Source organism: Ruegeria sp. AH3 (genome assembly GCF_056536265.1).
On record NZ_JBQFJL010000001.1, the window covers coordinates 1407439 to 1432807 of the forward strand.

A 25369-nucleotide genomic window follows, 5' to 3' on the forward strand; every position below is an offset into this window, starting at 1 on the left:
CGGATGACCCGCATCTGCGGGTCATCCTGCATTGGATTTTTATTGAGGTTCCGATGTTGCGCTTACTCATCGCATTCCTGCTGTCGCTGACACTGACCCAAGTTGCGGTCGCCCAAACCAATGAGGATCCTGCCTCTGCAGAGACGGCCGACCGGTCCACGACTGGCGGCGCAACCACGCTTGAGGACATTCTGGCCCGTCAACGCGGCGAGAAGGTCGACAATAGCTACCGGTCGGAAAACACCGGACAGGGCAATGTGGAAGGCTTGCTGGGGCAGTTCGGCACCCGCGGTGTCGCCTCTGACAGCGACGTCTACCGCGCCCTGCGCTACGGATCTGCGGATGTCACCGTTTCATCTCAGGGTCCTGCGGACAGCGTATTGATTCAAGACGGGGGGATGTGGTGGTTGAATTTCCGCACCGGCCCATTGCGTGAATACGGAACCTACATTCTGGGCGGAATGCTCGCGATCATTGTTTTGTTCTTCCTGATCCGAGGAAAAATCCGCATCGACGGAGAAAAAACCGGTCGCACGGTCCTTCGTTTCAACAGCTTCGAACGGTTCGGTCACTGGCTGTTTGCGGGGTCGTTCCTTGTGCTCGGCATCACTGGCCTGCTGACGCTATATGGCCGCGACTTCCTGATCCCGATCTTCGGCAAGGAAGGGTTCGCCACCATCGCGCAGGGGTGCAAGTGGCTGCACAACAACCTCGCCTGGGCTTTCATGTTTGGTCTGATCATCGTCACTGTGAACTGGATCGCCCATAACATCCCCAACAAGACCGATCTGAAATGGCTGGCCGCTGGGGGTGGACTATTCACCAAAGGAAGCCATCCACCCGCCAAGAAATTCAACGCCGGTCAAAAGGTTATCTTCTGGGCCTGCATCCTGTTGGGCGCCTCGATCAGCTTGTCTGGCCTGTCGCTGCTGTTCCCGTTTGAGCTGCCGATGTTCGCCAAGACATTCCAGATCGCCAATTCGACCGGTATTCCGCAAGCATTGGGCTTGAATCTACCCGTACAGATGTCACCGCAGGAAGAGATGCAATATGCCCAAGTCTGGCACGTGATGATAGCCTATGTCTTCATCGCGATCATCATCGCTCATATTTACCTCGGCTCGGTTGGCATGGAGGGCGCATTCGACGCCATGGGAACCGGCGAAGTCGAAGAGCAATGGGCGCGCGAGCATCATTCGCTGTGGCTGGAAGAGGTGCAGGAAAAAGAGGCCAGCAAGGCAGCGGCCTCACCCGCAGAATAGATGCGCTGGCTGGTTCTTGCGATTGTACTGATCCCCCTGCCCGCCTGGTCTGAGTTTTTCACGCTCAAGGGTCACGGCGGGCCGATCATGGGGATCGCGACTGCGCCGGACGGGCGAATCGCAACGGCCAGTTTCGACAATTCAGTCGGTCTGTGGACCGGACAATCACCGGAATGGCTGGAGGGTCACGAGGCGGCAGTGAACTCGGTCGCTTTCAACGGCACCGCGATCTATTCCGCCGGAGATGATTTCACATTGCGACGCTGGCCCGGAGGTGACGTGGTCGGTCGGCACAAGGGCAAGATCGTAGGCATCGCGGCATCAAAAACCCACGTTGCGACGGCAAGTTGGGACGGCGCCGTCGGGCTGTGGCCCGTTGACGGGTCAGAACCGACTATGCTTGGACCAACTGGCAGCGGCGTGAATGCCGTTGTCTTTACTCCGGACGGGTCGCAGCTCTATTCGGCAGGCGTCGATGGTGCCCTTCGTATCTGGGATGTCGCCAGTGGTCAGGAAACGGACCGATTGATCGAACATGGCTTTGGCATCAACGAATTGGTCCTGAACACTCAAGACGGCTGGATCGCCTATGGTGCCGTTGATGGCGTGACCCGCATTCTGAACCTGACCAACAGGGAAGAGCGTGACTTTACCCTCGACCGGCGTCCTATTCTTGCCATGGCGCTGAGCCCCGATCGCAAGCTTTTGGCTGTCGGCGATGGCGAGGGTTACATCATGGTCATCGACACGGCTGACTGGCGCATCACTCAGGATTTCCGTGCCACACTGCGCGGTCCGGTCTGGGCGCTGGCTTTTTCTGCGGACGGCCAGAACATCCATGCAGGCGGCATTGATGAGGCAATGTACAGCTGGCCCGTTTCAGCACTGGGCGATCGCGAACAGATGGCCGATGCCGAGCCCAGCTTTCTGAAAGACCCAGACGAGATGAGCAACGGTGAACGCCAATTCGCTCGCAAATGCTCGATCTGTCACAGCCTGACCCCGGACAGTAAACGGCGCGCAGGCCCCACCTTGCATGACATCTTCGGTCGGCAGGCTGGAACCCTGCCCGATTATTTGTACTCGGACACGCTGCAAGACTCTGATATCATTTGGAATGAAGAGACTATAAATGCTCTTTTCGACGAGGGCCCGGACCATTACATTCCAGGGTCAAAGATGCCGATGCAGCGGATCACGCAAGCTCAGGACCGGATCGATCTGATCGCGTTCCTGCGCCGCGCCACCGCTTCACGGGACTGAGCCGGAGGAAACTATGAAAGCCTTTCTGACCGCCGTCGCCGCGATGGTCGTGATCACTGTCGCCGCTCCGTACACGCTGGATCAATTCGGTTTCAGCGCCGAGGACAGAACGTCCGGCTCGGCAGTACGCCTCGACTGAATGTCACAATACCTGACCACCCGCGAACTGGCGGATCTGCTGCGCATTGGTGAGCGGAAGGCCTATGACCTGGCATCGTCGGGCGAAATCCCCTGCGTACGCGCCATGGGCAAGCTGCTGTTTCCCAAGGCCGAGATCATTGCCTGGCTCAACGCCTCACGCTCTGGCCCTCATGTGGCCGAACCGCCGCTGCCGCCAATCGTTGCGGGCAGTCACGATCCGATTCTGGACTGGGCGTTGCGGGAAAGCGGATCAGGGCTTGCTACTTATTATGATGGGTCCTTTGACGGGCTCAACCGTCTTGCGGATCGCAGCGCCCAAGCTGCGGCCCTGCATATCCACGAGCCTGATGGTTTCAACACTCGGACCCTAAGCGACACAATGGGCGATGCCCCGATCATCCTGTACCAGATTGCCCACCGTCAACGTGGCCTGCTGCTGGCCCCCGGTACTTCCGGCATCTCGGGCTTTAAGGATCTGAAAGGTCGACGCATCATCCTGCGTCAGGACAGCGCCGCGAGCCAGCGGCTGTTTGATGCCGAGCTCAACGCACATGGACTAAGCCGCGATGATCTAAACACCCTGCCCGTCTGCGCACGAACCGAGGAAGAGCTGGCCACCGCGCTGCGCGATGGCAAAGCCGAGGCCGGGTTCGGCCTTGGGGCACTCACGCGACCCTACACTCTAACCTTCGTGCCCACCCATTCCGAGCGTCTGGACCTCGCTATCTGGCGTCGTGCTTTCTTCGACCCGCCCATGCAGACGCTGACCCGGTTCCTTTGGTCCGAACGTTTCGCCGAACGGGCCACCGAACTGGGTGGATATGACCTAAGCAATCTTGGCCAGATCCACCACAACGGTGCCAGCGGTTAAACTTTCACCATTTCCCAAAGCGCTTGCTTAAGACGCAATTACTGCGCGTTGGGGAAGAACAGCTGCTCACCATCCAGCGTGTATGACGCTATTGCAGCCTGCCCATCGGGGCCGGTCAGCCAATCAATGAACCGTTGCCCGGCGGCTGCACGCACACCAGAATGTTTCTCTGGATTCACAAGGATCACACCGTATTGATTGAAAAGACGCGGATCGCCCTCGACCAGAATCTGCAGGTTGCCCCGGTTGCCGAAAGACAGCCATGTCGCCCGGTCGGTCAGCACATAGGCGTCCATACCACTGGCCACGTTCAATGTGGCCCCCATGCCCGACCCGGTCTCACGATACCACTCGCCCGAGGCTGCGGTCGGGTCGACACCCGTCGCGTCCCAATGGCGCAGTTCGGCCTTATGTGTGCCGCTATCATCGCCACGTGAGGCAAACGGGACCTCGGCCTCGGCCACCGCGGTCAGGGCGGCCACGATGTCGCCGCCGCCGGCAACCCCGGCAGGATCGGAATTTGGACCAACCAGCACAAAATCATTGTACATGACGTCCAACCGCTCGACGCCCCAGCCATCAGCCACGAACTGCTCTTCGGCAGGCTTGGAGTGCACCAGCAGCACATCGCCGTCACCGTTGACCGCGTTTCGGATCGCCTGTCCGGTGCCTACGGCGACGACACGCACATCGATACCGGTTTCAGCTTCGAAACCCGGCAAGATGTAATCCAACAGGCCCGAGTTCTGGGTTGAGGTGGTGGATTGCACCACGATGAACGGCGATTCCGCGGTTGCCGGGGCTGACAGCCCAAGTGCAACCGCCGACGCCAGAATAAATTTCCGGATCATTCCAAACTCCATCTTTCGTAAATCAGGTTACCAATCCGCCAGCCAGATAGCGGCGGGACTCGGCGCTGCGCGGTGCGTCCAACACCTGCTGTGCGGGTCCATGTTCGACCACGCGACCGGCCTGCATCATCACAATATCTGCGGCCAATCGGCGGGCTTGTCCGATGTCATGCGTCACCATCACGATGCGTACACCGCGCGCCGATGCGCGCAACACCATCTGTTCGATCGTCTGCGTGGCACTCGGGTCCAACGCGCTGGTAGGCTCGTCGAGAAACAGCGTCTCAGGCTCAAGCGCCAGGGCGCGCAAAATCGCCAGGCGCTGCGCCTCGCCCCCCGACAGCGAGCGTGCGGACTGACGTGCCTTACCTTCCAATCCGCCTTCCGCGAGCAGTTCAACGATACGCTGCTTGCGCAAGCTGCGCGGCATAGCCTGCCGCTTCAGCACAAATTCAAGATTGGCCGCAACCGATCGGCGCAGCAGGACCGGGTTTTGAAACACCATTGCCTGTCGCGCCTTATGTGCAGCGTTAAGCGAACGCCCATCCTGAGTGACACCCCCACGATCCGGAGCAATCAACCCATGCAAACACCGCAGCAGAAGGCTTTTTCCTGCCCCGTTCGGCCCAAGGATCAAGGTCGGCCCCGGCCCATCGAGACAGAGCTGCGACACGTCAAGAAGCACCTTGCCTTTGCGGCTGATATGCAGATCGCGCACTTCAATCACGCCGGGCATCGCGGTTACCACATCACGCATGGCGCAACCCCTCCTGCTCGGCCCTCAAAGTCAGGGCGCTGACCATCGCATTCACCGCAACAGCAATCCCGATCAGAATAGCCCCCAATGCCAGCGCAAGCGCCAGATTGCCTTTCGAGGTTTCAAGCGCAATCGTCGTCGTCATCACACGCGTCACATGGTTGATGTTGCCACCCACGATGATCACCGCCCCAACCTCGGCAATGGCGCGCCCAAACCCAGCTAACAGCGCCGTAACCAAGGCCAAACGCGCATCCCAGAGCAGCACCGGAACCGAAGCCAGCCGGGATACGCCCAAGGATCGAAGCTGTTCAGAATACTCCTCAGCCAACATCTCGATCACTTGTCGGGTCAGGGCTGCCACAATGGGCGTAACCAAAACCACCTGCGCGATAATCATGGCGGTCGGCGTGTAGAGCAGTTCCAAGACACCCAGAGGGCCGGAACGCGACAGCATCAGATAAACCAGCAAGCCCACGACGACCGGCGGAAATCCCATCAGTGCGTTCATCAGGATAATCAGAACCCGCCGCCCCGGAAATCGCGCAACGGCCAGGGCTGCGCCGATTGGCATGCCGATCGCGGCAGAAATCAGCACTGCAAAGACCGAAACCCGCAGTGAGAGCAGCACAATCGCCCAAAGCTCTGCATCCACTTTCAGGATCAGAGTGAATGCCTGATTGAATTCTGATGCAAAATTCTGCATTTTCTTCTATGTTCGAGCTTTGCGTTCGTTAATTGCGTTATTTTACAAGTAAATTCTAAGGCATTCATCGCGCAAGTACAGACACAAATCCGACATCGCAAAGAAAAACGCGGCCCCAACTGGAGCCGCGTTCAAAGCATGGTCAAAGATCTTTGCGTCTTAGTTCAACGCCGCATCCGTGATCTGGTGAGTCCACGCACCTTCGGGCTGGGCGGTAATCACCGGGTCCGAGCCACCGGCCAGCAAAGTGGCCACCGTGCGCTCGAAATCGGCGGGGTCGAGCGCGCCGTTCGATCCGGCCGTCAGCTTGGCGATTTCACCCATCATGCGCTTTTGATGCTCTTCCGTCTGAGCGCCTGTCGCATCGTTTTCCAATACGATCTCAGCCGCTTCATCCGGGTTCTCTTCGGCGTATTTCCAACCCTTCATCGATGCGCGCACGAAACGCTCCATCTTATCGGTAAAGGCCGCGTCGCTCAGGTTCTCTTCCAGCACATACAGACCGTCTTCCAGCGTGGCGACGCCCTGATCTTCGTACTTAAAGGTCACCAGCTCTTCGGGCGTAACGCCAGCATCAATCACCTGCCAGTATTCGTTGTAGGTCATGGTGCTGATGCAATCGGCCTGACGCTGCAGAAGTGGATCAACATTAAAGCCCTGTTTCAACACCTCTACACCGCTTTCGCTTTTGCCATCGGTGCTGATACCCAGCTGGCTCATCCAGCTCATGAAGGGGAATTCGTTGCCGAAGAACCAAACGCCCAGCGTACGGTTTTTCAGATCGTCAGGTGACGAAATTCCGGCATCCTTCCAGCAGGTCAGCATCATGCCCGAGCTTTTGAAAGGTTGTGCGATATTGACCAGCGGCAGGCCCTTCTCGCGAGCGGCCAGTGCGGCGGGCATCCATTCGACGGTCACGTCCGCGCCGCCCCCGGCGATGACCTGAGTGGGTGCAATGTCAGGCCCACCGGGCAGGATGGTGACGTCCAGCCCTTCTTCATCGTAGAACCCTTTGTCCTTGGCCACGTAGTAGCCTGCAAACTGTGCCTGCGTGACCCACTTCAATTGCAATGTGACCTCATCCGCCGACCAAGCTGCAGTGGTAGCCAGGCTAAAGGCGGCAACCGCCCCGCTGAGTAGCTTCTTCATCTTCAAGTCTCCTAGTTGCTGTTATTGCCCCGTTTTCGGGGTCTGTTGAATTCCTCTTATCCTCGCTGCGACGGGTGCCAGAAGGTCACCGTTTTCTCGATCAGTGCGACCGCGCCGTAGAAAGCCGTTCCGGCAAGTGCAGCCACCACGATCTCGGCCCAGACCATATCAAGCGCAAGCTGCCCTACGCTGGTCGATATGCGAAAGCCCATGCCCAGCGTGGGCGAGCCAAAGAACTCGGCCACGATAGCGCCGATCAGCGCCAATGTGGTAGAAATCTTCAACCCGTTGAAAATAAACGGCATCGCAGCGGGTAAGCGCAGTTTCAGAAAGCTCTGCCAATAGGTCGCTGCATAGGTCTCCATCAGGTCGCGCTGCATGGCCGTTGCCTCGCGCAGTCCTGCTACGGTGTTCACCAGCATCGGGAAAAATACCATCACCACCACAACAGCGGCCTTGGAATGCCAGTCAAACCCGAACCACATGACCAGTATCGGAGCGGTTCCCACGATGGGCAAGGCGGCGACGAAATTGCCAACCGGCAACAACCCTAGGCGCAGAAAGTCCCAACGATCAACTGCGATCGCCATCAGGAAAGCGGCGGTGCAGCCGATGATATACCCACTCAGCGCACCTTTGATGATGGTTTGCCAGAAATCGGCCCACAGGATCGACAGACTGTCACCAAACCGTACAGCTATGACCGATGGCGCGGGCAGGATAACCAAGGGCACCTCGAGCCCGTGCACCAGCAATTCCCAAACGCCGATAACCGTCAGACCGAAGATCAACGGGGCCAGGAACCGGACCAGAGGCGTATCCGCCATGGGCCCACTGGCCAACCGGCTGTTGAGCCACCACCCCGCAAGCCACAGAAGAAGGGCCAAGAAAATCATGATCATTGCGCCATCCCCATCCGTCTAAGGACCGTACGCTCAATCAAACCCAGCAAGCCCACGAGGCATCCCGCAAGAATGGCCGCTGCAAACAGGGCCGACCAGATCTGCACCGTCTGGCCATAGTAGCTGCCTGCAAGCAAACGTGCGCCCAGACCTGCAACTGCTCCGGTAGGCAATTCGCCTACGATGGCGCCGACCAGTGACGCTGCGATCCCAATCTTCAGCGAGGCAAACAGATAGGGCATGGACGCAGGCAACCGCAGCTTCCAAAACCCTTGCGATTGACTGGCATTATAGGTGCGCAGCAAATCCAACTGCATCGCGTCCGGACTGCGCAGCCCTTTCACCATTCCGACGACAACCGGGAAGAAACTCAGATAGGCCGAGATAATGGCCTTGGGGATGATCCCCTGAACACCGACCGAATACAGGACAACAATGATCATAGGCGCAAGCGCGATGATCGGGATGGTCTGGCTGACAATCGCCCAAGGCATCACCGACAGGTCCATGACTTTGCTGTGCACGATCCCGACCGCCAACAATATGCCCAGACCCGTGCCAATCGCAAAACCCAGCATTGTAGCGCTCAGCGTGACCCAACCATGATAGATCAATGAGCGCTTGGAGGTGATCTTTTTGTTGATCGTCGTGTCCCACAACTCCAGCACCACGTCATGGGGTGTCGGCAGCCGAGGGCGATCCTGTTCCCATGTCTCGGGGATGGCAAAGCTGTTGTCCCAGACCAGAATGATATCATACTCCAGCAACCGCTCCTTCGCGGTTGGAGGATCGACCTCCTCACCTGCGCGTTCAGCAGCGTTCAGTGCACTGTCGATGTTCATAGGTATGCAGGCGATGTACCAGATGGCGACAATCGCGGCGATCACCCACATGACGGCTGTAATCTGTTTCATGCCCGCCACTCCATCCGGATGACCGGCACTGTTTCTGGAGGTGTTGGAGGCTCAGTACCGATTTCAGTGAAGCCTTCGCGTCGATAAAATCGTTGCGCATCCCTATTGGGCACATGCGTGGTCAGCCACAGAAAATCTCGGTTTTCCTTGGCCTTATCCAGCAATCTTTTACCGATACCTTCACCGGTCCTCAGACAATAAAGCGCGCCAACTTTACTCTCGACAGGATCAAGCGACATGTAACAATCAGCCGGGTCGCCTGAGACCCAGATATCGCGATGCGGAAACGCCTCGCGGATCAGCTCTTCGAGTTTCTCTTGAGGCAGATCGTCGGGCATCCAGTCGGTTTCGTCGATCCATGTCCAGATCACTTGCGCACAAGCCGCCACGTCATCGGGTTTCGCCCTTCTGATGTCGATCTCGTGCATCAGACTTCGTCTCCATGCCCTGCTCGCAAACCTTCGCGCACACGATGGGCAACTTCGATGAACTCCGGCGTGTCCCGAATGTCCAGAGGCCGCTCTTTCGGCAGAGGGCTGTCGATCACATCCGTAATCCGCCCAGGTCGAGGGCTCATCACCACGATCTTGGTGCTCAGATATACTGCCTCGGGGATCGAGTGCGTGACGAACCCGATGGTCTTCTCCGTCCTTGCCCAAAGATCCAGAAGCTGTTCGTTCAGATGATCGCGCACGATCTCATCCAAAGCCCCAAACGGCTCATCCATCAGAAGGATGTCCGCATCAAAGGCCAAGGCCCGAGCGATGCTGGCCCGCTGCTGCATTCCACCCGATAGCTGCCAGGGAAACTTGCCACCAAACCCTTCAAGATCAACCAGTTCCAGAACTTTGTTAACGCGCTCTTCCTGCTCGGTCGCGGAATAGCCCATGATCTCAAGCGGTAGTTTGATATTCTTGGCAATCGTGCGCCAAGGATAGAGGCCCGCGGCCTGAAACACATAGCCATAGGCCCGCTTACGCCGTGCTTCATCCGGTGTCATCCCATTCACGGTCAGCGACCCGCCCGTCGGCGTTTCCAACGCCGCGATACAGCGCAGGAACGTGGTCTTGCCACAGCCCGAAGGCCCGATGAAGCTGACGAACTCGCCTTTGCCAATCGACAAGTTCACATCTTTCAATGCATGGACAGGCCCGTCATTCGTCTGAAAAGTCAGGTCCAGCTGCCTTGCCTCAATAACAGGTTGAGTCGTGTTTTCTGTATTCATTCCATTGCCTTGAAGAAGCCTGAAACCGGGCCACCAACAGGCGGCCCAAAAACCTTACACACCACATGCCGGTATTCCCGTCCGTTCAACCGGTCGCGGAGCAGTCAGCTCTTTCCAGGTGCTCAGCGCTTTGTTCACGTGGGTGTTGGCTTCGCGCGCCACGAATTTCCCATGCCCCTCCTGGGTCTGGATTTCACCATCATGCACAGCCACCACGCCACGGGTCAGCGTAAAGCGTGGCAATCCGCGCACCTCTTTGCCCTCAAAGACGTTGTAGTCGATAGACGATTGCTGCGTCTCGGCCGAGATCACCTTGGCTTTGTTCGGATCCCAGACCACAAGGTCCGCATCCGCACCCACCAGAACGGCGCCTTTTTTCGGATAACAATTCAGTATCTTGGCGATGTTGGTTGAAGTCACAGCTACGAATTCGTTTGGCGTCAATCGCCCGGTGTTCACACCATGTGTCCAAAGCATCGGCATCCGATCTTCCAACCCTCCGGTCCCGTTCGGGATCTTGGTGAAATCGCCCACACCATAACGTTTCTGTTCAGTCGTAAAGGCACAATGGTCCGTCGCCACAACGCTCAGCGTTCCGGACTGCAGACCATTCCACAAGCTGTCCTGATGTTGCTTGTTCCGGAACGGAGGACTCATGACCCGTCGCGCAGCATGCTCCCAATCGTGGTGGAAATATTCGCTTTCATCCAAGGTCAGGTGCTGGATCAGAGGTTCCCCCCAAACACGCTTGCCCTGCATCTTGGCACGCCGGATCGCCTCGTGTGCCTCTTCGCAGGACGTATGCACTACGTACAACGGCACACCGGCCATATCGGCAATCATGATCGCCCGGTTGGTCGCTTCACCCTCCACCTGCGGTGGTCGCGAATAGGCATGCGCCTCTGGCCCCGTGTTGCCTTCAGCCAATAACTTGGCACTCAGCTCAGCCACCACGTCGCCATTCTCGGCATGCACCATCGCGGTGCCGCCCAACTCGGCCAGACGCTTGAACGAGGCAAACAGCTCGTCATCGTTCACCATCAGCGCGCCTTTGTAGGCCATGAAATGCTTGAACGTGTTGATCCCGCGCGTCTCGATGACGGTCTTGATGTCATCAAACACCTGTTCACCCCACCAGGTCACCGCCATGTGGAACGAATAATCACAATTCGCACGCGTCGACTTATTGTCCCAGCGCTTCAACGCATCCAGCAGGCTCTCGCCCGGATTGGGCAGCGCAAAATCGACAACCATGGTGGTTCCACCCGCCAACGCCGCCCGCGTCCCGCTTTCGAAATCATCGCTGGAATAGGTCCCCATAAACGGCATCTCCAGATGCGTATGCGGATCAATCCCCCCCGGCATAACGTAACAGCCCGTTGCGTCCAGTTCTTTATCGCCGCGCAGGTCCGGGCCGATCTCGGTAATCACTCCGCCTTCAACCTTCACATCCGCCTTATAGGTCAGATCAGCGGTCACAACGGTTCCGTTCTTGATCACAGTGCTCATCTTAAACTCCCTGATGCGGTCTGCGCCGCTTGCTTCATCTGGCTAAAAATATCCCGGGGGAGTCGCCCATCGGGCGACGGGGGCAGAGCCCCCTATTCCACGATCCCCGCCGTCTCAACGACCGCATGAAACAGAACATCCGCCCCAGCTGCAGCCCATTCTTTGCTGATCTCTTCGGCCTCATTGTGACTCAACCCATCTACGCAAGGGCACATCACCATTGCAGTCGGAGCCACCCGGTTGATCCAACAGGCATCATGCCCGGCACCCGAGATGATATCCATATGCGAATAACCCAACCGCTCCGCCGCATCGCGCACGGCGGCCACGCAGCCATCATCGAATTTCACCGGATCAAAGCCCCCAACCTTCTCGAATTCGATCTGCAGCCCCATCTTGTCGACAATTTTCTCTGCAGCAACTCGCAGACGGTTCTCCATATCGGTGATCACATCCAACTCGGGTGAGCGGAAATCGACCGTGAACACAGCCTTACCCGGGATCACATTGCGCGAATTCGGATAGACATCGATATGCCCAGCGGCACCGACGGCGTGCGGCGCATGCGACCAGGCGATCTCATCCACTTTTTCAAGAATACGCGCCATCGCCAGCCCGGCATTCTTGCGCATCGGCATCGGGGTAGACCCGGTATGCGCATCCTTGCCGGTCACGGTGATCTGGGTCCAGCTCAACCCCTGACCATGAGTGACGACGCCAATATCCTTGCTTTCAGCTTCCAGAATGGGGCCCTGTTCGATGTGCAGTTCAAAGAACGCGTGCATCTTTCGCGCACCCACTTCTTCGTCGCCGCGCCAGCCGATACGGTTCAGTTCATCCCCAAATCTCTTACCTTCGGCATCCTCGCGATCATACGCCCAATCCTGAGTATGCATTCCTGCGAACACGCCCGATGACAGCATTGCGGGCGCATATCGCGTCCCCTCTTCATTGGTCCAGTTGGTCGCCACGATTGGGTGCTTGGTCTTGATGCCAAGATCGTTCAGCGTGCGAATAATCTCCAACCCGCCGAGCACGCCCAAAACACCATCATATTTGCCGCCTGTGGGCTGCGTATCCAGATGCGAGCCCACGTAGACCGGCAGAGCGTCCGGGTCCGTTCCCTCGCGATGGGCAAACATGTTACCCATCTGATCCAATCCCATAGAGCAGTCCGCGTCCTCGCACCATTTCTGGAACAATGCACGCCCTTCTGCGTCCTCGTCAGTCAACGTCTGGCGATTGTTTCCGCCCGCGACACCAGGGCCTATCTTGGCCATCTCCATCAAGCTGTCCCACAACCTGTCGCCATTGATCCTGAGGTTCTGCGCCGGAGCTGCCATCTTGTTCTTCCCTGTTGCTAGCGATTTGGCTCGCTTTTGGTGTCTTGATTTGACCATCTGGTCAAACTCACGCTATCACGGGTTCGACATCAGTCAAGAAATTGCAGTGACCTGCCGGAATTTTCGACATATTCGACACCCAACTGGCCGAAAAAGAGACATCAGGTGAACATGCCCAAAGACCGCGCCCCGACACGGATTCAGCAAAAGAACCGCGCAGCGATTCTCGAGGCAGCTCTGAATGTATTCTCAGCGCATGGGTTTCGTGGAGCAACTGTCGACCAAATCGCGGCTGAGGCAGGGCTGAGCAAACCCAACCTGCTCTATTACTTCCCGTCCAAAGAAGCGATCCACACCGCCCTTTTGTCAGGCCTGCTTGAGGTCTGGCTGGCACCGCTGCATACCCTGGACGAAGACGGCGACCCGCTCGAAGAGATACTGTCCTACATTCATCGCAAGCTCGAAATGAGCCGCGATCTTCCCCGCGAAAGCCGCTTGTTCGCCAACGAGCTGGTTCAAGGAGCGCCACGCATTCATGATGCGCTGTCTACAGATCTGAAAAAGCTGGTCGACGAGAAAGTTGAAATCCTGAACCTATGGATGGATCAGGGCAAGATTGCACGCGTGCATCCCTACCATCTGATTTTCTCAATCTGGGCACTGACCCAGCACTATGCGGATTTCGATGTGCAGGTCCGCGCGATCCTCGGCGAAGAAGACCCTTATGAAGGCGCAACGCCCTTCGTCGAAACGCTTTATCGAAAACTGCTGGCACCTTAACAAAAGCTTTACCCTATTGGGAAAAGCTCGCGTTATGTTGACACGCAGAGACAACCCCGATCCCTGGATCACCCAGCTTTTCTCGTCCCGCTCCGCACGAAGCGGCGCGGTAGTCCGCCGCTCGGTTGCCTGGGTTGAACGCGAAGTCGGTCACTCCGCTTTTCAGAGTGAAGTTAAGCGGCGCGGATATCACCTGATCCGCACCGCAAACCAATACATCGTCATCTGCCATAACGGCCCGATCGACATCCTGTTCTGAGAAAATTCTGCGAATTTTCTCGCCTAAGATTTTTCGACGAAAAATCTCGGCCTATTCAGCGGCCTTCGCCATCGGATTGTTGGGGTGAGTCGTCCAGTTGGCATATTCCGGATCAACGACCTTGCCCGTACGCGGATCAACTTCTCCGGCGGCCATCGGCACCATGGAAATACAGCCCTCAACCGGACAGACATCCACGCAGAGGTTACAGGCCACGCACTCGTCGTCGATGACATCGAATACCCGATCTGCCGACATTGAAATCGCCTGATGGCTGGTGTCTTCGCAGGCGGCATAGCAGCGCCCACATTTGATGCACTGATCCTGATCGATCTTGGCTTTGGCGATGTAGTTGAGGTTCAGATATTGCCAGTCCGTCACGTTGAGTACGGCGCGCCCGATCACTTCGTCGATATTGGTATAGCCTTTTTCGTCCATCCATTCCGACAAGCCAGCGGTCAGTTCGTCAATGATCTTGAACCCGTATGTCATCGCGGCAGTGCAGACCTGAACATTACCGCAACCCAGCGAGATGAACTCAGCCGCATCACGCCAAGTGGTCACGCCACCGATACCTGAGATCGGTAGCCCACGAGTGGCCTCAGCCCGAGCAATCTCTGACACCATGGACAGGGCAATCGGCTTCACTGCTGGCCCGCAATAGCCGCCATGGCTGCCTTTGCCATCAATCGAAGGCTCAGGGCTGAATGTATCTAGATTGACACTGGTGATCGAATTGATGGTGTTGATCAACGATACCGCATCCGCGCCGCCGTTCTTGGCCGCCGCCGCCGGTTTACGAATATCGGTGATGTTCGGGGTCAGTTTCACAATAACCGGGCGGTCATAATACTGCTTGCACCACCGGGTCACCATTTCGATGTATTCCGGCACCTGCCCAACGGCCGACCCCATGCCGCGCTCGCTCATCCCATGCGGGCAACCAAAATTCAGCTCGATCCCGTCTGCACCAGTTTCGGCCACGCGCGGCAGAATGGCTTTCCAAGCGGCCTCTTCACAGGGCACCATGATCGAGGCGATCAGTGCACGATCCGGATAATCCGCCTTTACGCGGGCCATTTCCTCAAGGTTCACCTCAAGCGGCCGGTCGGTGATCAGTTCGATGTTGTTGAGCCCCAACAACCGGCGGTCTGCGCCGTAGATCGCGCCATAGCGTGGGCCGTTCACATTCACGACCGGAGGCCCCTCGGCCCCCAAGGTCTTCCACACTACGCCACCCCAACCGGCCTCGAAGGCGCGGCGGACGTTATATTCCTTATCCGTCGGCGGTGCCGAAGCCAGCCAGTATGGGTTTGGACTTGAAATTCCCAAGAAATTTGATGTTAAATCAGCCATTTATCCGGCCTCCCTGATGCAGATTTGCATCTTTAACTTTGAGTTTCACACGCTTAGACTTGCGTGGATATCCATCGCGGCATCGCGGCCCTCGGCCACAGCGGTCACAGTCAGATCCTCGCCACCTGCCGCGCAATCACCGCCAGCCCATACACCGGTCATCGACGTGCGCCCGGCCCCGGTCACAGTGATCTTGTTACCGTCCAGCGTCAGCCCTTCCGGCGCGCCATCCAGAGTCTGGCCGATGGCCTTGAGAACCTGATCGGCGGGGACACGGACGGTTTCTCCCGTTCCGGTCAAACGACCATCATTGCTGGCAGTATACTCCAATTCGATCTCTGCTGCGGCACCATTTCCGTGAATGGCCAATGGCTGGACATTGCACAAAATCCGAACGCCGTGCGAGGCTGCCAAGTCCTGCTCGTAGCGGCTGGCCCCCATCGCGGCGCGCCCCCTGCGGTAGGCGATGGTCACATGCTCGGCCCCCAGCAATTTAGACTTCACTGCCGCGTCCACCGCAGTCATCCCCCCACCTATCACAACGACATTCCGCCCTACCGGAAGATCTGCCAGATCGCTGGCCTGCCGCACATCGGAGATGAAATCGACCGCCGGACGCACCCCGTCTTTATCGACCCCGTCAGCACGCAGCGCGTTCACCCCTGCCAGACCGATCGACAGAAAAACAGCATCATAGTTTTCCTTCAGGCCATCCAGCGAAATAGTCTCACCCAGAACAGATCCGGTTTCGATAGCGATTCCACCGATTTTCAGCAGCCAATCGACCTCGGCCTGCGCAAAATCGTTGGTCGATTTATAAGCCGCAATGCCATATTCGTTCAAACCGCCCGGTTTGGGCTTGCCTTCGTGGATCACCACATCATGTCCCAGCATCGCCAGACGATGCGCACAGGCCAGACCGGCGGGCCCTGCTCCGACCACGGCAATTGTCTTGCCGGTTGATGCGGCGCGCTCGAAGGGATGCGCGCCCGATGCCATCACGTCATCGGTTGCATAACGCTGTAGGCGCCCAATCTCGACCGGTTTGCCTTCGGCCGTTTCACGTACGCAGGCCTCTTCACACAAGGTTTCGGTCGGACAAACCCGGGCACACATACCGCCCAGAATGTTCTGCTCCAGAATAGTCTGACCTGCCGCCTGCGGTTGCCCGGCCTGAATCTGGCGAATGAACAACGGAATATCGATATCCGTCGGACAGGCCGTCACACATGGCGCGTCATAGCAGAAATAGCAGCGATCCGCGGCCACGGCGGCCTCGTGCGGGGCCAGTGGCGGATGCAGATCGGTGAAATTCGAGGTCAGCTCATCGCTGGAAAGCCGCCCGGAGACGATCCCGGGTGCCATCTGGCCCTGTGCCATCACTCTACTCCCTGTAGATATGTTTGTTATGAGGTACAGCTTGCCACAAACAAATTTTTTATCAATTGGTAAAATTTGCCAAATGGTCAAAAAAAGAAAAATCCGGGCGGAATGGCCCGGATTTCAAAGAAATCTGCGTAATTTCGCAGCAGATGCTGCGTCAGACCATCCCGTCGAGATGTCCGGATTTGATCCAGACGCGCGCTCCGACCTCGCCAGCGACGGCAACCGAGCCCGATCCGGGCGGCAGGCGCAGCCAGTCCCAGGTGCCGAACTCTTCGCCCGCCTCAGCAAAGCTGCCCTCAATGACGAAGACCTCAAGCCCCTTGCTGGCATCCAGTTCAATACGCGCGCCAGCGGTCCAGCTTTGAACACGGACATCCTCATGCGCATCTTTGAACAGATCAACATCCCTGCCCCCGTTGATCGAGCGACGCACCTCGGTGCGATCATCCGGATCAAACTGATGCAATTTGACCAGAATGGTCGCGCCTTCGCTGGCCGAGGGCGTATGAGATGACGTCGGAGGATTGCGTACATAGCTGCCAACCGGGAAATCTCCGGTCTCGTCCTGGAACACACCATCCAGCACCAGATATTCCTCACCCCCATCATGGGTATGCGCGGAAAACGCACTGCCAGGGGCAAAGCGCACAATGGTCGTCGCCCGGGCGACTTCCTCACCGATGCGGTCCAGCATCTTGCGTTCGACGCCGGCGGCCGGGGAGGCGACCCATTCTGTCTGATCAAAGTGAACGGCGACCCGCCGCGTGAAATCCGCATTGACCCGCATCTGCAATCCTCCTGCGTTGCTGCCCCATAAGATGGCATCCGGAACCGGAATTTCAAACCGGATCCGTTTGGGGTTTTGACGCCCCTCACGGCTTGTTGTACTCCCGGTTGAGGCAGATGCCGAATTCCGGCCCGATCAGAGAGCGACAAGATGCAGGCAAGCCCGGCGACATTCAACATCCTCATCATCGGGCAAAACAACCGGCTGCAATATGAGGCGTTGCTGTTTGCCGCATCATTGCGCCACAGTTCCCCAGGCTTCAAGGGTCGGTTGTTTGTGGGCGTACCACAGCCCGGCCCGCGCTGGCCCCAGAACCCGAGCATACAGGACATCGAGGTGCTGGAAGCGCTGCAGCATCTGGGTACTGAGATCCTGCCCTTCGATTCCCATACTTTCGGCGCAAGCTATCCCCACGGCAACAAGATCGAAGCCCTGCTGGCAATGCCCGAGGGCGAGCCATTCGTCTTCTTTGACAGCGACACGCTGATCACCGGCGAGCTTGCCGATGTTCCATTTGATTTCGACCGACCCGGTGCCTCGCTTAGAGTCGAAGGTTCGTGGCCCAAACCGACGCTCTATGGTCCCGGCTATGAAGGTATCTGGCGAGCGTTATATGACCGGTTCGGGCTGGATTTCGAAAGCTCTCTCGATCCCAGCCAACCGTCGGGATATTGGCGGCACTATCTGTATTTCAACGCCGGATACTTCTTTTACAAATGCCCCCGCCTGTTTGGTGAGCGCTTTCTCGACTACGCCCGCACCATCCGGGACGAGGAAATCCCCGAGCTGACAGGACAGGTTCTGGATCCTTGGCTTGATCAGGTTGTTTTGCCGCTGGTCATCCACTCGTTCGGCGGTGGTCGGGATGCATTGCCCGAGGGTCTGCTGGACGGATCGATCAGTTGTCATTATCGCCTGTTTCCGATGCTCTACGCCCGCGAAAGCGATCATGTGATCGAGGTGTTGGAAACCGTTGTGGCCCCGAACAAGATCAAGAAGGTGCTCAAAGGATATGACCCGCTGAAGAAGCTGGTGATCCAGCGCAAGGGTACGAAGATCCGGGCCTTGTTCGACCAGGACAACCTGCCAGCGCGCGAACAGGTCATACGCAAGACAATCAAATCCAAGGGGCTTTGGCTGCGGTGACGCAAGCGTTGTGCGTGACGGGTCAATGTCTTAGAGATTCATCAACAAACATTCCAACAGGAGATTTATTCGATGTCCGACGGCCCGACCTACGGTTTTGACACGCTGCAAATTCACGCCGGGGCCCGCCCCGACCCTGCCACGGGCGCGCGTCAGACGCCGATCTATCAAACTACGGCTTATGTGTTCCGCGACGCCGAGCACGCCGCAGCTTTGTTCAACCTGCAGGAAGTAGGTTTCATCTATTCCCGTCTGACCAACCCGACCGTCGCAGTGCTGCAAGAACGTGTCGCGACCCTTGAAGGTGGCGTCGGCGCGGTTTGTTGCTCGTCAGGTCACGCGGCGCAGATCATGGCGCTGTTCCCGCTGATGGGGCCCGGCTGTAACGTGGTGGCCTCGACGCGCCTTTATGGTGGCACGGTCACGCAGTTCAGCCAGACGATCAAGCGCTTTGGCTGGTCGGCCAAGTTTGTCGAAACCGATGATCTGGACGCCGTGAAAGACGCCATCGATGAAAACACCCGCGCGGTGTTCTGCGAGTCTGTTGCCAACCCCGGCGGTTATGTCACCGATATCCGCGCGCTGGCGGATGTGGCGGATGCTGCGGGCATTCCCCTGATCGTCGACAACACCTCGGCCACGCCATACCTGTGCCGCCCGATCGAACATGGTGCCACTCTGGTCGTGCATTCGACCACCAAGTACCTGACCGGCAACGGCACCGTCACCGGCGGCTGTATCGTGGATTCAGGCAAATTCGACTGGTCGGCGAATGACAAATTCCCCTCGCTCAGCGAGCCCGAGCCTGCCTATCACGGGCTGAAATTCCACGAGACATTCGGCCCGCTGGCCTTCACTTTCCACGGCATTGCCATTGGCCTGCGCGATCTGGGCATGACGATGAACCCACAGGCGGCGCACTACACGCTGATGGGGATCGAGACCTTGTCCCTGCGGATGGAACGCCATGTCGAGAACGCCCAGAAGATCGCAGCTTGGCTGGAGGCTGACGACCGCGTGGACTACGTAACCTATGCTGGCCTGCCCTCGTCGCCCTATCATGATCGGGTCAAGGCGCATTACCCGCGCGGCGCGGGTGCTTTGTTCACTTTCGCGGTCAAAGGCGGCTATGACGCCTGCGTCAAACTGGTCAACGCGCTTGAGATCTTCAGCCACGTGGCCAACCTGGGTGACGCGCGGTCGTTGATCATCCACTCGGCCTCGACCACGCACCGCCAACTGACGCCCGAGCAGCAAGAGGCCGCGGGCGCCGGACCGGGCGTTGTACGTGTCTCGATCGGGATTGAGGATGCGGACGATCTGATCGCCGATCTCGACCAAGCTCTCGCCAAAGCGAGCGCCTGATCCGATGGCCGGGCACGACACCAACGATCTGGGCCAACCCATCGGTTTGCCGGTAGAGGGCGAATACCCGCGCCCCACCCCGCCTTATACGCCGATGGTTGGCCGGTTCTGCTCGGTCGTGCCGTTGGATGTAAACAGACACGCGCCCGGGCTTTACCGGGCGTTTGCCAATGATGCGGATGGCCGCAACTGGACCTATCTGCCCTACGGTCCGTTTAGCGCCGAGGCGGAGTTCATCGACTGGGCGCATTCCAACTGCATGGATGCCGATCCGATGTTCCACACGGTGCTGGATGTAGACGAAACACCTGTTGGGATGGCGTCATATCTACGCGTCGAACCCGCGGCCGGTGCAATTGAAGTCGGTCACATCCACTTCTCACCACTGTTGCAGCGCAAACCGCAATCGACTGAAGTCTTGTTCCTGATGATGCAGCGCGTTTTCGATGAATTGGGCTATCGCCGCTATGAATGGAAATGCGACGCTTTGAATGCGCCGTCACGTCAGGCTGCCGAGCGGTTGGGCTTTACCTTCGAGGGCATCTTCCGGCAGGCAACCCATTACAAGGGCCGCAACCGTGACACCGCCTGGTACTCGATCATCGACAGCGAGTGGCCCCGCATCAAGCAGGCCTTTCAGACTTGGCTATCACCTGAAAATTTCGATGAGGTGGGCCAGCAACGCCAACCGCTGCAAGCCCGCGCCTGAGATTACTCGGATATCTCGAAGTCCATCGAGATGTTGACCGAGACTGAAATCTCGCCGCCCGCAACCGGAACCCCTGCGGAATCGGACATCGCCATTTCACGCATCTGAGCGACCGGGCGCACGCCGCCACCGTGATCGTTGATCGAAATCACTGGGCCCAGCGTAATGCCTGCCGCTTGCGCCAGTTGCTGCGCCTTGGCTGTTGCATCCGCGACCGCTTTGGCCCGCGCCTCGGCCTCAAGTGGTTTGGGGTCCTGAACGCCAAAGCTCAGACCACCGAAATCATTGGCACCATCCTTGATGACCGCGTCCATGATCTGACCTAGCTTATCCAGATCGCGCACTCGGACCGACACCCGGTTCGAGGCCGTAAACCCGGTGATCTTGGGTGGTGCATTGCTGGAACTGTTCCGCCCCGACCAGACAGGAGACAGCGACAGGTCGCGGGTCTGCACGTCACGCGCCTCCAACCCCATTTCATCCAACCTCTTGAGAATCTGTGCCACCGCATCCGATGTCGCCTGCATCGCAGCCGAGGCCTGCTCATCTTGATTTGTCACCCCCAGCGTGATGGTTGCCATATCAGGCGCGGCGAGAGTGGTTCCGGTACCGCTGACCGAGATTCGGCGTTCTTCCGCATAGGCGGGCATGGCCGCGACCGCTGCGGTCATCGCAGCCAGAAAAGCAAGTGTCTTCAAGGTGATCCCTCCTAGTGACTTGCCTACAAGATGGGTATCACACGCGGCACACGGCAAGAGGGTAACGCGCCTTTTTCTTTCCCTCGGCGGGTTCCTGCTCTAATCTCGGACGGCAAACATCCAAGCGTTTGCATTAAAGCTGACAATTATGGTTCATCCGGATTATGAAACCCGCCTTTGCGCTGTCATTTTCTGAAAACGGTATTTCCCTGCATCACCAGTCGGATGGCGACTGGTATTGCATCGGGACCGTTCCGTTGGATGCTCCGGATCTGCAGGATCAGATTCAAGCTCTGCGAGATCAGGGATTCGCGCTGGAAAACGATCTGAGTTGCAAGCTGATTATCCCTTCGGACCAGGTGCGGCTGTTGACGGTTGAAACCGATGGTCTGGACAGTGACGCAGCGGCGCAGAAGGTCGAAGGCACGCTCGCCTCGGCGACGCCCTATGAACTGTCGGAACTGGCCTATGTCACCGATGTCGACGGCCCTTTGACGCGTGTTGCCGCCATAGCGCAACAGACGCTGAACGAGGCCAGCGCATTTGCGACTGATCACGGATTCATCCCCGAGGCAATCTGGGTCAGCGCAACGGGCAAAGATACGCTGGACGAGCCGTTTTTCGAATTGCCGGTCACCAAGAATGAAACGGTCGAGGCCGCACCTGCTGCCTCAACGCCAGAGGTCTCGCCTCCGACCCCAGACCCCCAGCCAGAGCTGAAACTGGAGCCAGAGCCAGAGCCAGAGCCAGAGCCAGAGCCAGAGCCAGAGCCAGAGCCAGAGCCAGAGCCAGAGCCAGAGCCAGAGCCAGACAAGACACCGGATATCCCGGTGCATGCAATAGCTGATGAAGCCAAAGCGCCTGCCTTCGAGCCTACCTCTCTCACCCTGCCCACCGCAGCAAAGTCCGGGACTGATCTAAAACGCTTTGTCCTTCCCGCTATTGCCGCGTCGGTTTTGGTCGGGATGCTGCTGGGCGTCTGGTCCTTCAACAGCTCTGAACCCGAAGCCATCGAGGTAGCCGAACCGCTGAATCTGGACCCGGAGCTGCAGCCGGAACCAGAAGTTGCGATGACAGAGCCTCAGCCCGAGGCACCTGAGTCGCAAACCCAGGACCCCGAGACCGCAAGCCTGACGCCGGAACCTGAGACACAAGATCCCGCGACCGAGGAGGAACCGGCCCTCTCGGCAACGGATGCGGCCATCTTAGAAGCGCTGAGTGTTGAACCGGAACCGGTCGAAGACATCGCGAAGCAGCTGGATGACACAACCGAATTTCATGCGTTCACGGGCACTGCTCCGGTTGAGCCCTCAGAACTCGACTCGGCGCCTGAACAGAACGTCGATGATCTTTATCTGACTTCGGTCGACCGCTCGGACCTGTCGACCGATATCGTCGCCCTCCCCTCGCTTGCCAGCCTGGATACGGATGCGCCAGTCGACCAGATCACCTTGCCCGGTCAGGCTGGGCAACGGTTCGAACTTGATGAGCGTGGCCTCGTGACGCCAAGCTCTGACGGCACGCTGAACCCCGCCGGGGTAATGGTCTATCTTGGGCGACCGTCTTCTGTTCCGCCCGAAGCACCAACCCGGTTTGAGACAGAACCAGCCGTTATTGAAGAGATTGACGAACGGCTCGCAGCGTTCCGCCCGCGCCCGCGTCCGGAAAACCTAGTGGACCAGTTCGAGCGCCAGCAGTTGGGTGGTCGATCCCTGCAAGAGCTTGCCTCGGTTCGCCCCAAGCTGCGGCCCGAGTCGCTGCAGGTCAAACCGGTAGTCGATGAAACGCCAACGGCGCTGGCGGTTGTGCGGGTGCCGCGCCCGAAGATCCGGCCAGCCGGCCTCGCACCGCGCGCGACGTCACAACCAAGCACTGGCGGCACTGCCCCGCTTGCGTCGACAGCCAACGTGGCCAGCAATTCCGATGAGGCCGGATCGTTCCAGCCCAAGGCGGTGAACCCCAAAATCCCGTCAAGCGCATCGGTCGCGCGACAGGCAACCATCGACAACGCCATAAACCTGCGCAAGCTCAACCTGATCGGCGTCTACGGTACCCCGGCGAACCGCCGCGCATTGGTCCGCCTGCCCAGCGGGCGTTACAAAAAACTGAAGGTGGGCGACCGTATCGACGGCGGCAATGTCATTGCCATTGGCGATAGCGAGTTGCGCTATCAGAAACGCGGCAAGAACGTCACGCTCAAAATGCCGCGTAGCTGATAGTCGAACGAAAAAGAGCGCCGCATCAAACGGCGCTCTGTCATCGATCCGATGTATTTGCGATCAGGCTGCCGAGATTTCACCCGATTCAATCTGCTCGCGCTCGATGGATTCGAACAGGGCTTTGAAATTGCCCTCACCAAACCCATCATCGCCTTTGCGCTGAATGAACTCGAAAAAGATCGGGCCGATTACAGTTTTCGAGAAGATCTGCAGCAGAATCTTTGTTTCACCACCATCCACGACGCCTTCGCCGTCGATCAGGATGCCGTGCTTCATCATACGGTCCTTCGGCTCGTCATGGCCGGTCACGCGGTCATAGGACATATCATAATATGTCTCATTCGGGCCGGGCATGAACGTCAGGCCCTTCTCGGCAATCGCATCGGTCGAGCTGTAGATGTCGTCGCTGCCAACCGCGATATGCTGGATACCTTCGCCTTTGTACTTCTTCAGATAGGACACGATCTGCCCGGTCTCACCGCGATCTTCATTGATCGGAATACGAATACGACCGCAGGGCGAGGTCAGCGCCCGGCTAAAGAGACCAGTGAACTTGCCCTGAATATCGAAAAACCGGATTTCGCGGAAGTTAAACAGGTCGCCGTAGAACTTGAACCACTTGTCCATGTTGCCCTTGAAGACGTTATGGGTCAGGTGATCGAGGTAATAGAACCCGTCACCCCGCGGTTTGGATTGCTTCAGCCACTCGAACTCTTCGTTATAGGGCGAGGTGTCATGGTACTGATCGATGAAATAGATCAGTGAGCCGCCGATGCCTTTGATCGCTGGAACATCCATGGTCTTGTCGGCAGCGTCGTAGGGCTCGGCCCCCTTGGAAACTGCGTGCTCATAGGCTTGCTGAGCATCCACGACGCGCCAGCCCATCGACGGGGCGCAGGGGCCGTGTTCGGCCACGAACTTGGCGGCAAAGCTGTCGGGGTCTGCGTTCAGGATGTAGGTCACGTCGCCCTGCTGCCAAAGCTCTACTTTAGGCGTGTTGCGATTATAGCCGACATATTCGAAACCCATGCGCGCAAACAGGTCACGCAGTTCTTGCGGTTCGGGATGGGCAAACTCGACGAATTCGAATCCGTCGGTCCCTGCAGGGTTTTCATCACTGATGACAGATTTCGGGGCGTTATGCGGGAAAGGACCCATGGCGCGTCTCCTTGGAAAACAGGAATTTCTTTGCTGATTCAAAAATACGCCTTATTGAGCGCTGTTTCTGCGCATTATTTTCGTATAAACTTAGTTCATATGCGTATTCCCCGCATCTTATCGACGAATCTTGAGGAAACGCCGCACGTGCTTGATCGGATTGATATCGGAATACTCGCGGCATTGCAGCGCGACGCGCATCTGACTTCGCAACAACTGGGCGACGTGTTGAATCTGTCTGCCAGTCAGGCGGGCCGCCGCCGACAACGGCTTGAGGCCGAAGGTTACATCACCGGATACACCGCCCGACTGGACCCACTGAAGCTGGGGCTGCAGGTGCAAGGGTTCATTCAGGTGCATCTGGGCACACACGGCCCCGAACAATCCGCAAGCTTCGCCCGTATGGTCAATACGCGCCCCGAGATCTGCAGTGCTTGGACCATGACCGGAGAGGCAGATTACCTGCTTCACGTCTATTGTGACGACTTATCAGCACTCAACAGCTTGCTTCACGAAGTGATCCTGCCGCATCCTGCTGTTGCACGGGTGCAAAGCCAGATCGTTATGGACCAATTAAAACGCGACGCGCCACTCCCGACCTGAGCGCACAAGA

General features: G+C 58.0%; 26 protein-coding genes. 11 read left to right on the forward strand and 15 right to left on the reverse strand.

Annotation, left to right across the window (positions count from 1 at the left end; genetic code table 11):
• The first annotated feature begins 53 nt into the window (after positions 1-53).
• Genes ACR3EM_RS06960 through ACR3EM_RS06975 form a run of 4 tightly spaced genes read left to right on the forward strand, consistent with a single transcriptional unit; the run spans position 54 to position 3537 of the window.
• The gene (locus ACR3EM_RS06960; RefSeq protein ID WP_480470070.1) at positions 54-1262 is read left to right on the forward strand and encodes a formate dehydrogenase subunit gamma; all 1209 of its coding nucleotides are present in this window, start codon (positions 54-56) and stop codon (positions 1260-1262) included.
• Positions 1263-2525, forward strand: a complete 1263-nt coding sequence (locus tag ACR3EM_RS06965; RefSeq protein ID WP_480470071.1) for a c-type cytochrome — start codon at positions 1263-1265, stop codon at positions 2523-2525.
• Positions 2526-2538: 13 nt separating this feature from the next.
• Positions 2539-2664, forward strand: a complete 126-nt coding sequence (locus ACR3EM_RS06970; protein ID WP_480470072.1) for a hypothetical protein — start codon at positions 2539-2541, stop codon at positions 2662-2664.
• Positions 2665-3537 (forward strand): substrate-binding domain-containing protein, encoded by an 873-nt coding sequence (locus ACR3EM_RS06975; protein WP_480470073.1) that lies wholly within the window; start codon positions 2665-2667, stop codon positions 3535-3537.
• Positions 3538-3575: 38 nt separating this feature from the next.
• On the opposite strand, the gene ACR3EM_RS06980 is transcribed toward ACR3EM_RS06975, so the two are convergent.
• The 10 genes from ACR3EM_RS06980 to ACR3EM_RS07025 all read right to left on the reverse strand — a co-directional run bounded on the left by ACR3EM_RS06980 (position 3576) and on the right by ACR3EM_RS07025 (position 12893).
• Complete coding sequence (locus ACR3EM_RS06980) at positions 3576-4388, reverse strand: ABC transporter substrate-binding protein (RefSeq protein WP_480470074.1); 813 nt, start codon at positions 4386-4388, stop codon at positions 3576-3578.
• A 22-nt stretch (positions 4389-4410) separates the two neighbouring features.
• On the reverse strand, positions 4411-5145 hold the full coding sequence (locus ACR3EM_RS06985) for an ATP-binding cassette domain-containing protein (protein ID WP_480470075.1): 735 nt from the start codon (positions 5143-5145) through the stop codon (positions 4411-4413).
• Positions 5138-5851 carry an ABC transporter permease gene (locus ACR3EM_RS06990; RefSeq protein ID WP_480470076.1) on the reverse strand — a complete coding sequence of 238 codons (714 nt, stop codon included), beginning with the start codon at positions 5849-5851 and terminating at the stop codon, positions 5138-5140. The genes ACR3EM_RS06985 and ACR3EM_RS06990 overlap by 8 nt, the downstream gene beginning before the upstream one ends.
• Positions 5852-6010: 159 nt before the next feature.
• Positions 6011-7000 carry an ABC transporter substrate-binding protein gene (locus ACR3EM_RS06995; protein WP_480470077.1) on the reverse strand — a complete coding sequence of 330 codons (990 nt, stop codon included), beginning with the start codon at positions 6998-7000 and terminating at the stop codon, positions 6011-6013.
• 56 nt (positions 7001-7056) lie between these two features.
• The gene (locus ACR3EM_RS07000; RefSeq protein ID WP_480470078.1) at positions 7057-7902 is read right to left on the reverse strand and encodes an ABC transporter permease; all 846 of its coding nucleotides are present in this window, start codon (positions 7900-7902) and stop codon (positions 7057-7059) included.
• Positions 7899-8816: an ABC transporter permease gene (locus tag ACR3EM_RS07005; protein WP_480470079.1), complete on the reverse strand. Its 918-nt coding sequence runs from the start codon at positions 8814-8816 to the stop codon at positions 7899-7901. The genes ACR3EM_RS07000 and ACR3EM_RS07005 overlap by 4 nt, the downstream gene beginning before the upstream one ends.
• On the reverse strand, positions 8813-9244 hold the full coding sequence (locus ACR3EM_RS07010; protein ID WP_480470080.1) for a GNAT family N-acetyltransferase: 432 nt from the start codon (positions 9242-9244) through the stop codon (positions 8813-8815). Before ACR3EM_RS07010 ends, ACR3EM_RS07005 begins: the two co-directional genes overlap by 4 nt.
• Positions 9244-10041: an ABC transporter ATP-binding protein gene (locus ACR3EM_RS07015; protein ID WP_480470081.1), complete on the reverse strand. Its 798-nt coding sequence runs from the start codon at positions 10039-10041 to the stop codon at positions 9244-9246. Before ACR3EM_RS07015 ends, ACR3EM_RS07010 begins: the two co-directional genes overlap by 1 nt.
• Positions 10042-10095: 54 nt before the next feature.
• Positions 10096-11550: a dihydropyrimidinase gene (hydA, locus tag ACR3EM_RS07020; RefSeq protein WP_480470082.1), complete on the reverse strand. Its 1455-nt coding sequence runs from the start codon at positions 11548-11550 to the stop codon at positions 10096-10098.
• Between the two features lie 92 nt (positions 11551-11642).
• Complete coding sequence (locus ACR3EM_RS07025; protein WP_480470083.1) at positions 11643-12893, reverse strand: Zn-dependent hydrolase; 1251 nt, start codon at positions 12891-12893, stop codon at positions 11643-11645.
• A 171-nt stretch (positions 12894-13064) separates the two neighbouring features.
• Here ACR3EM_RS07025 and ACR3EM_RS07030 point away from each other — a divergent pair, with 171 nt between their 5' ends.
• On the forward strand, positions 13065-13673 hold the full coding sequence (locus tag ACR3EM_RS07030; protein ID WP_480471902.1) for a TetR family transcriptional regulator C-terminal domain-containing protein: 609 nt from the start codon (positions 13065-13067) through the stop codon (positions 13671-13673).
• Between the two features lie 34 nt (positions 13674-13707).
• Positions 13708-13932, forward strand: coding sequence for an N-(5'-phosphoribosyl)anthranilate isomerase (locus ACR3EM_RS07035; protein ID WP_480470084.1), 225 nt, complete (start codon positions 13708-13710; stop codon positions 13930-13932).
• Positions 13933-13983: 51 nt separating this feature from the next.
• Here ACR3EM_RS07035 and preA read toward each other — a convergent pair whose 3' ends face one another.
• The 3 genes from preA to ACR3EM_RS07050 all read right to left on the reverse strand — a co-directional run bounded on the left by preA (position 13984) and on the right by ACR3EM_RS07050 (position 17461).
• Complete coding sequence (gene preA / locus ACR3EM_RS07040; RefSeq protein WP_480470085.1) at positions 13984-15288, reverse strand: NAD-dependent dihydropyrimidine dehydrogenase subunit PreA; 1305 nt, start codon at positions 15286-15288, stop codon at positions 13984-13986.
• 45 nt (positions 15289-15333) lie between these two features.
• Complete coding sequence (locus ACR3EM_RS07045; RefSeq protein ID WP_480470086.1) at positions 15334-16668, reverse strand: NAD(P)-dependent oxidoreductase; 1335 nt, start codon at positions 16666-16668, stop codon at positions 15334-15336.
• A gap of 160 nt (positions 16669-16828) precedes the next feature.
• Positions 16829-17461, reverse strand: coding sequence for a cupin domain-containing protein (locus tag ACR3EM_RS07050; RefSeq protein WP_480470087.1), 633 nt, complete (start codon positions 17459-17461; stop codon positions 16829-16831).
• A 150-nt stretch (positions 17462-17611) separates the two neighbouring features.
• Between ACR3EM_RS07050 and ACR3EM_RS07055 the strand changes: the two genes are divergently transcribed.
• The 3 genes from ACR3EM_RS07055 to ACR3EM_RS07065 all read left to right on the forward strand — a co-directional run bounded on the left by ACR3EM_RS07055 (position 17612) and on the right by ACR3EM_RS07065 (position 20681).
• A complete protein-coding gene (locus tag ACR3EM_RS07055) occupies positions 17612-18607 on the forward strand; it encodes a hypothetical protein (protein WP_480470088.1) in 996 nt (331 codons plus the stop codon).
• Positions 18608-18679: 72 nt separating this feature from the next.
• Positions 18680-19972, forward strand: coding sequence for an O-acetylhomoserine aminocarboxypropyltransferase/cysteine synthase family protein (locus tag ACR3EM_RS07060; protein ID WP_480470089.1), 1293 nt, complete (start codon positions 18680-18682; stop codon positions 19970-19972).
• Positions 19973-19976: 4 nt separating this feature from the next.
• Positions 19977-20681 carry a GNAT family N-acetyltransferase gene (locus ACR3EM_RS07065; protein WP_480470090.1) on the forward strand — a complete coding sequence of 235 codons (705 nt, stop codon included), beginning with the start codon at positions 19977-19979 and terminating at the stop codon, positions 20679-20681.
• 2 nt (positions 20682-20683) lie between these two features.
• Here the strand turns inward: ACR3EM_RS07065 and ACR3EM_RS07070 are convergent, their stop codons facing one another.
• Positions 20684-21379: an SIMPL domain-containing protein gene (locus ACR3EM_RS07070; RefSeq protein ID WP_480470091.1), complete on the reverse strand. Its 696-nt coding sequence runs from the start codon at positions 21377-21379 to the stop codon at positions 20684-20686.
• A 164-nt stretch (positions 21380-21543) separates the two neighbouring features.
• Here ACR3EM_RS07070 and ACR3EM_RS07075 point away from each other — a divergent pair, with 164 nt between their 5' ends.
• Positions 21544-23595: a hypothetical protein gene (locus ACR3EM_RS07075; RefSeq protein WP_480470092.1), complete on the forward strand. Its 2052-nt coding sequence runs from the start codon at positions 21544-21546 to the stop codon at positions 23593-23595.
• A gap of 63 nt (positions 23596-23658) precedes the next feature.
• Here the strand turns inward: ACR3EM_RS07075 and hppD are convergent, their stop codons facing one another.
• Entirely contained in the window at positions 23659-24756 is a 1098-nt protein-coding gene (gene hppD / locus ACR3EM_RS07080; protein WP_480470093.1) for a 4-hydroxyphenylpyruvate dioxygenase, read from the reverse strand.
• Positions 24757-24855: 99 nt separating this feature from the next.
• On the opposite strand from hppD, the gene ACR3EM_RS07085 reads away from it, so the two are divergent.
• Complete coding sequence (locus ACR3EM_RS07085; RefSeq protein ID WP_480470094.1) at positions 24856-25359, forward strand: Lrp/AsnC family transcriptional regulator; 504 nt, start codon at positions 24856-24858, stop codon at positions 25357-25359.
• Positions 25360-25369: the final 10 nt, after the last annotated feature.

Bases quoted from the DNA above. Each gene is read 5' to 3' on its own strand.
- ACR3EM_RS06960 (WP_480470070.1), top strand. From the start codon at position 54: ATGTTGCGCTTACTCATCGCATTCCTGCTGTCGCTGACACTGACCCAA.
- ACR3EM_RS06965 (WP_480470071.1), top strand. From the start codon at position 1,263: ATGCGCTGGCTGGTTCTTGCGATTGTACTGATCCCCCTGCCCGCCTGG.
- ACR3EM_RS06970 (WP_480470072.1), top strand. From the start codon at position 2,539: ATGAAAGCCTTTCTGACCGCCGTCGCCGCGATGGTCGTGATCACTGTC.
- ACR3EM_RS06975 (WP_480470073.1), top strand. From the start codon at position 2,665: ATGTCACAATACCTGACCACCCGCGAACTGGCGGATCTGCTGCGCATT.
- ACR3EM_RS06980 (WP_480470074.1), bottom strand. From the start codon at position 4,388: ATGATCCGGAAATTTATTCTGGCGTCGGCGGTTGCACTTGGGCTGTCA.
- ACR3EM_RS06985 (WP_480470075.1), bottom strand. From the start codon at position 5,145: ATGCGTGATGTGGTAACCGCGATGCCCGGCGTGATTGAAGTGCGCGAT.
- ACR3EM_RS06990 (WP_480470076.1), bottom strand. From the start codon at position 5,851: ATGCAGAATTTTGCATCAGAATTCAATCAGGCATTCACTCTGATCCTG.
- ACR3EM_RS06995 (WP_480470077.1), bottom strand. From the start codon at position 7,000: ATGAAGAAGCTACTCAGCGGGGCGGTTGCCGCCTTTAGCCTGGCTACC.
- ACR3EM_RS07000 (WP_480470078.1), bottom strand. From the start codon at position 7,902: ATGATCATGATTTTCTTGGCCCTTCTTCTGTGGCTTGCGGGGTGGTGG.
- ACR3EM_RS07005 (WP_480470079.1), bottom strand. From the start codon at position 8,816: ATGAAACAGATTACAGCCGTCATGTGGGTGATCGCCGCGATTGTCGCC.
- ACR3EM_RS07010 (WP_480470080.1), bottom strand. From the start codon at position 9,244: ATGCACGAGATCGACATCAGAAGGGCGAAACCCGATGACGTGGCGGCT.
- ACR3EM_RS07015 (WP_480470081.1), bottom strand. From the start codon at position 10,041: ATGAATACAGAAAACACGACTCAACCTGTTATTGAGGCAAGGCAGCTG.
- hydA (WP_480470082.1), bottom strand. From the start codon at position 11,550: ATGAGCACTGTGATCAAGAACGGAACCGTTGTGACCGCTGATCTGACC.
- ACR3EM_RS07025 (WP_480470083.1), bottom strand. From the start codon at position 12,893: ATGGCAGCTCCGGCGCAGAACCTCAGGATCAATGGCGACAGGTTGTGG.
- ACR3EM_RS07030 (WP_480471902.1), top strand. From the start codon at position 13,065: ATGCCCAAAGACCGCGCCCCGACACGGATTCAGCAAAAGAACCGCGCA.
- ACR3EM_RS07035 (WP_480470084.1), top strand. From the start codon at position 13,708: ATGTTGACACGCAGAGACAACCCCGATCCCTGGATCACCCAGCTTTTC.
- preA (WP_480470085.1), bottom strand. From the start codon at position 15,288: ATGGCTGATTTAACATCAAATTTCTTGGGAATTTCAAGTCCAAACCCA.
- ACR3EM_RS07045 (WP_480470086.1), bottom strand. From the start codon at position 16,668: ATGGCACAGGGCCAGATGGCACCCGGGATCGTCTCCGGGCGGCTTTCC.
- ACR3EM_RS07050 (WP_480470087.1), bottom strand. From the start codon at position 17,461: ATGCGGGTCAATGCGGATTTCACGCGGCGGGTCGCCGTTCACTTTGAT.
- ACR3EM_RS07055 (WP_480470088.1), top strand. From the start codon at position 17,612: ATGCAGGCAAGCCCGGCGACATTCAACATCCTCATCATCGGGCAAAAC.
- ACR3EM_RS07060 (WP_480470089.1), top strand. From the start codon at position 18,680: ATGTCCGACGGCCCGACCTACGGTTTTGACACGCTGCAAATTCACGCC.
- ACR3EM_RS07065 (WP_480470090.1), top strand. From the start codon at position 19,977: ATGGCCGGGCACGACACCAACGATCTGGGCCAACCCATCGGTTTGCCG.
- ACR3EM_RS07075 (WP_480470092.1), top strand. From the start codon at position 21,544: ATGAAACCCGCCTTTGCGCTGTCATTTTCTGAAAACGGTATTTCCCTG.
- hppD (WP_480470093.1), bottom strand. From the start codon at position 24,756: ATGGGTCCTTTCCCGCATAACGCCCCGAAATCTGTCATCAGTGATGAA.
- ACR3EM_RS07085 (WP_480470094.1), top strand. From the start codon at position 24,856: ATGCGTATTCCCCGCATCTTATCGACGAATCTTGAGGAAACGCCGCAC.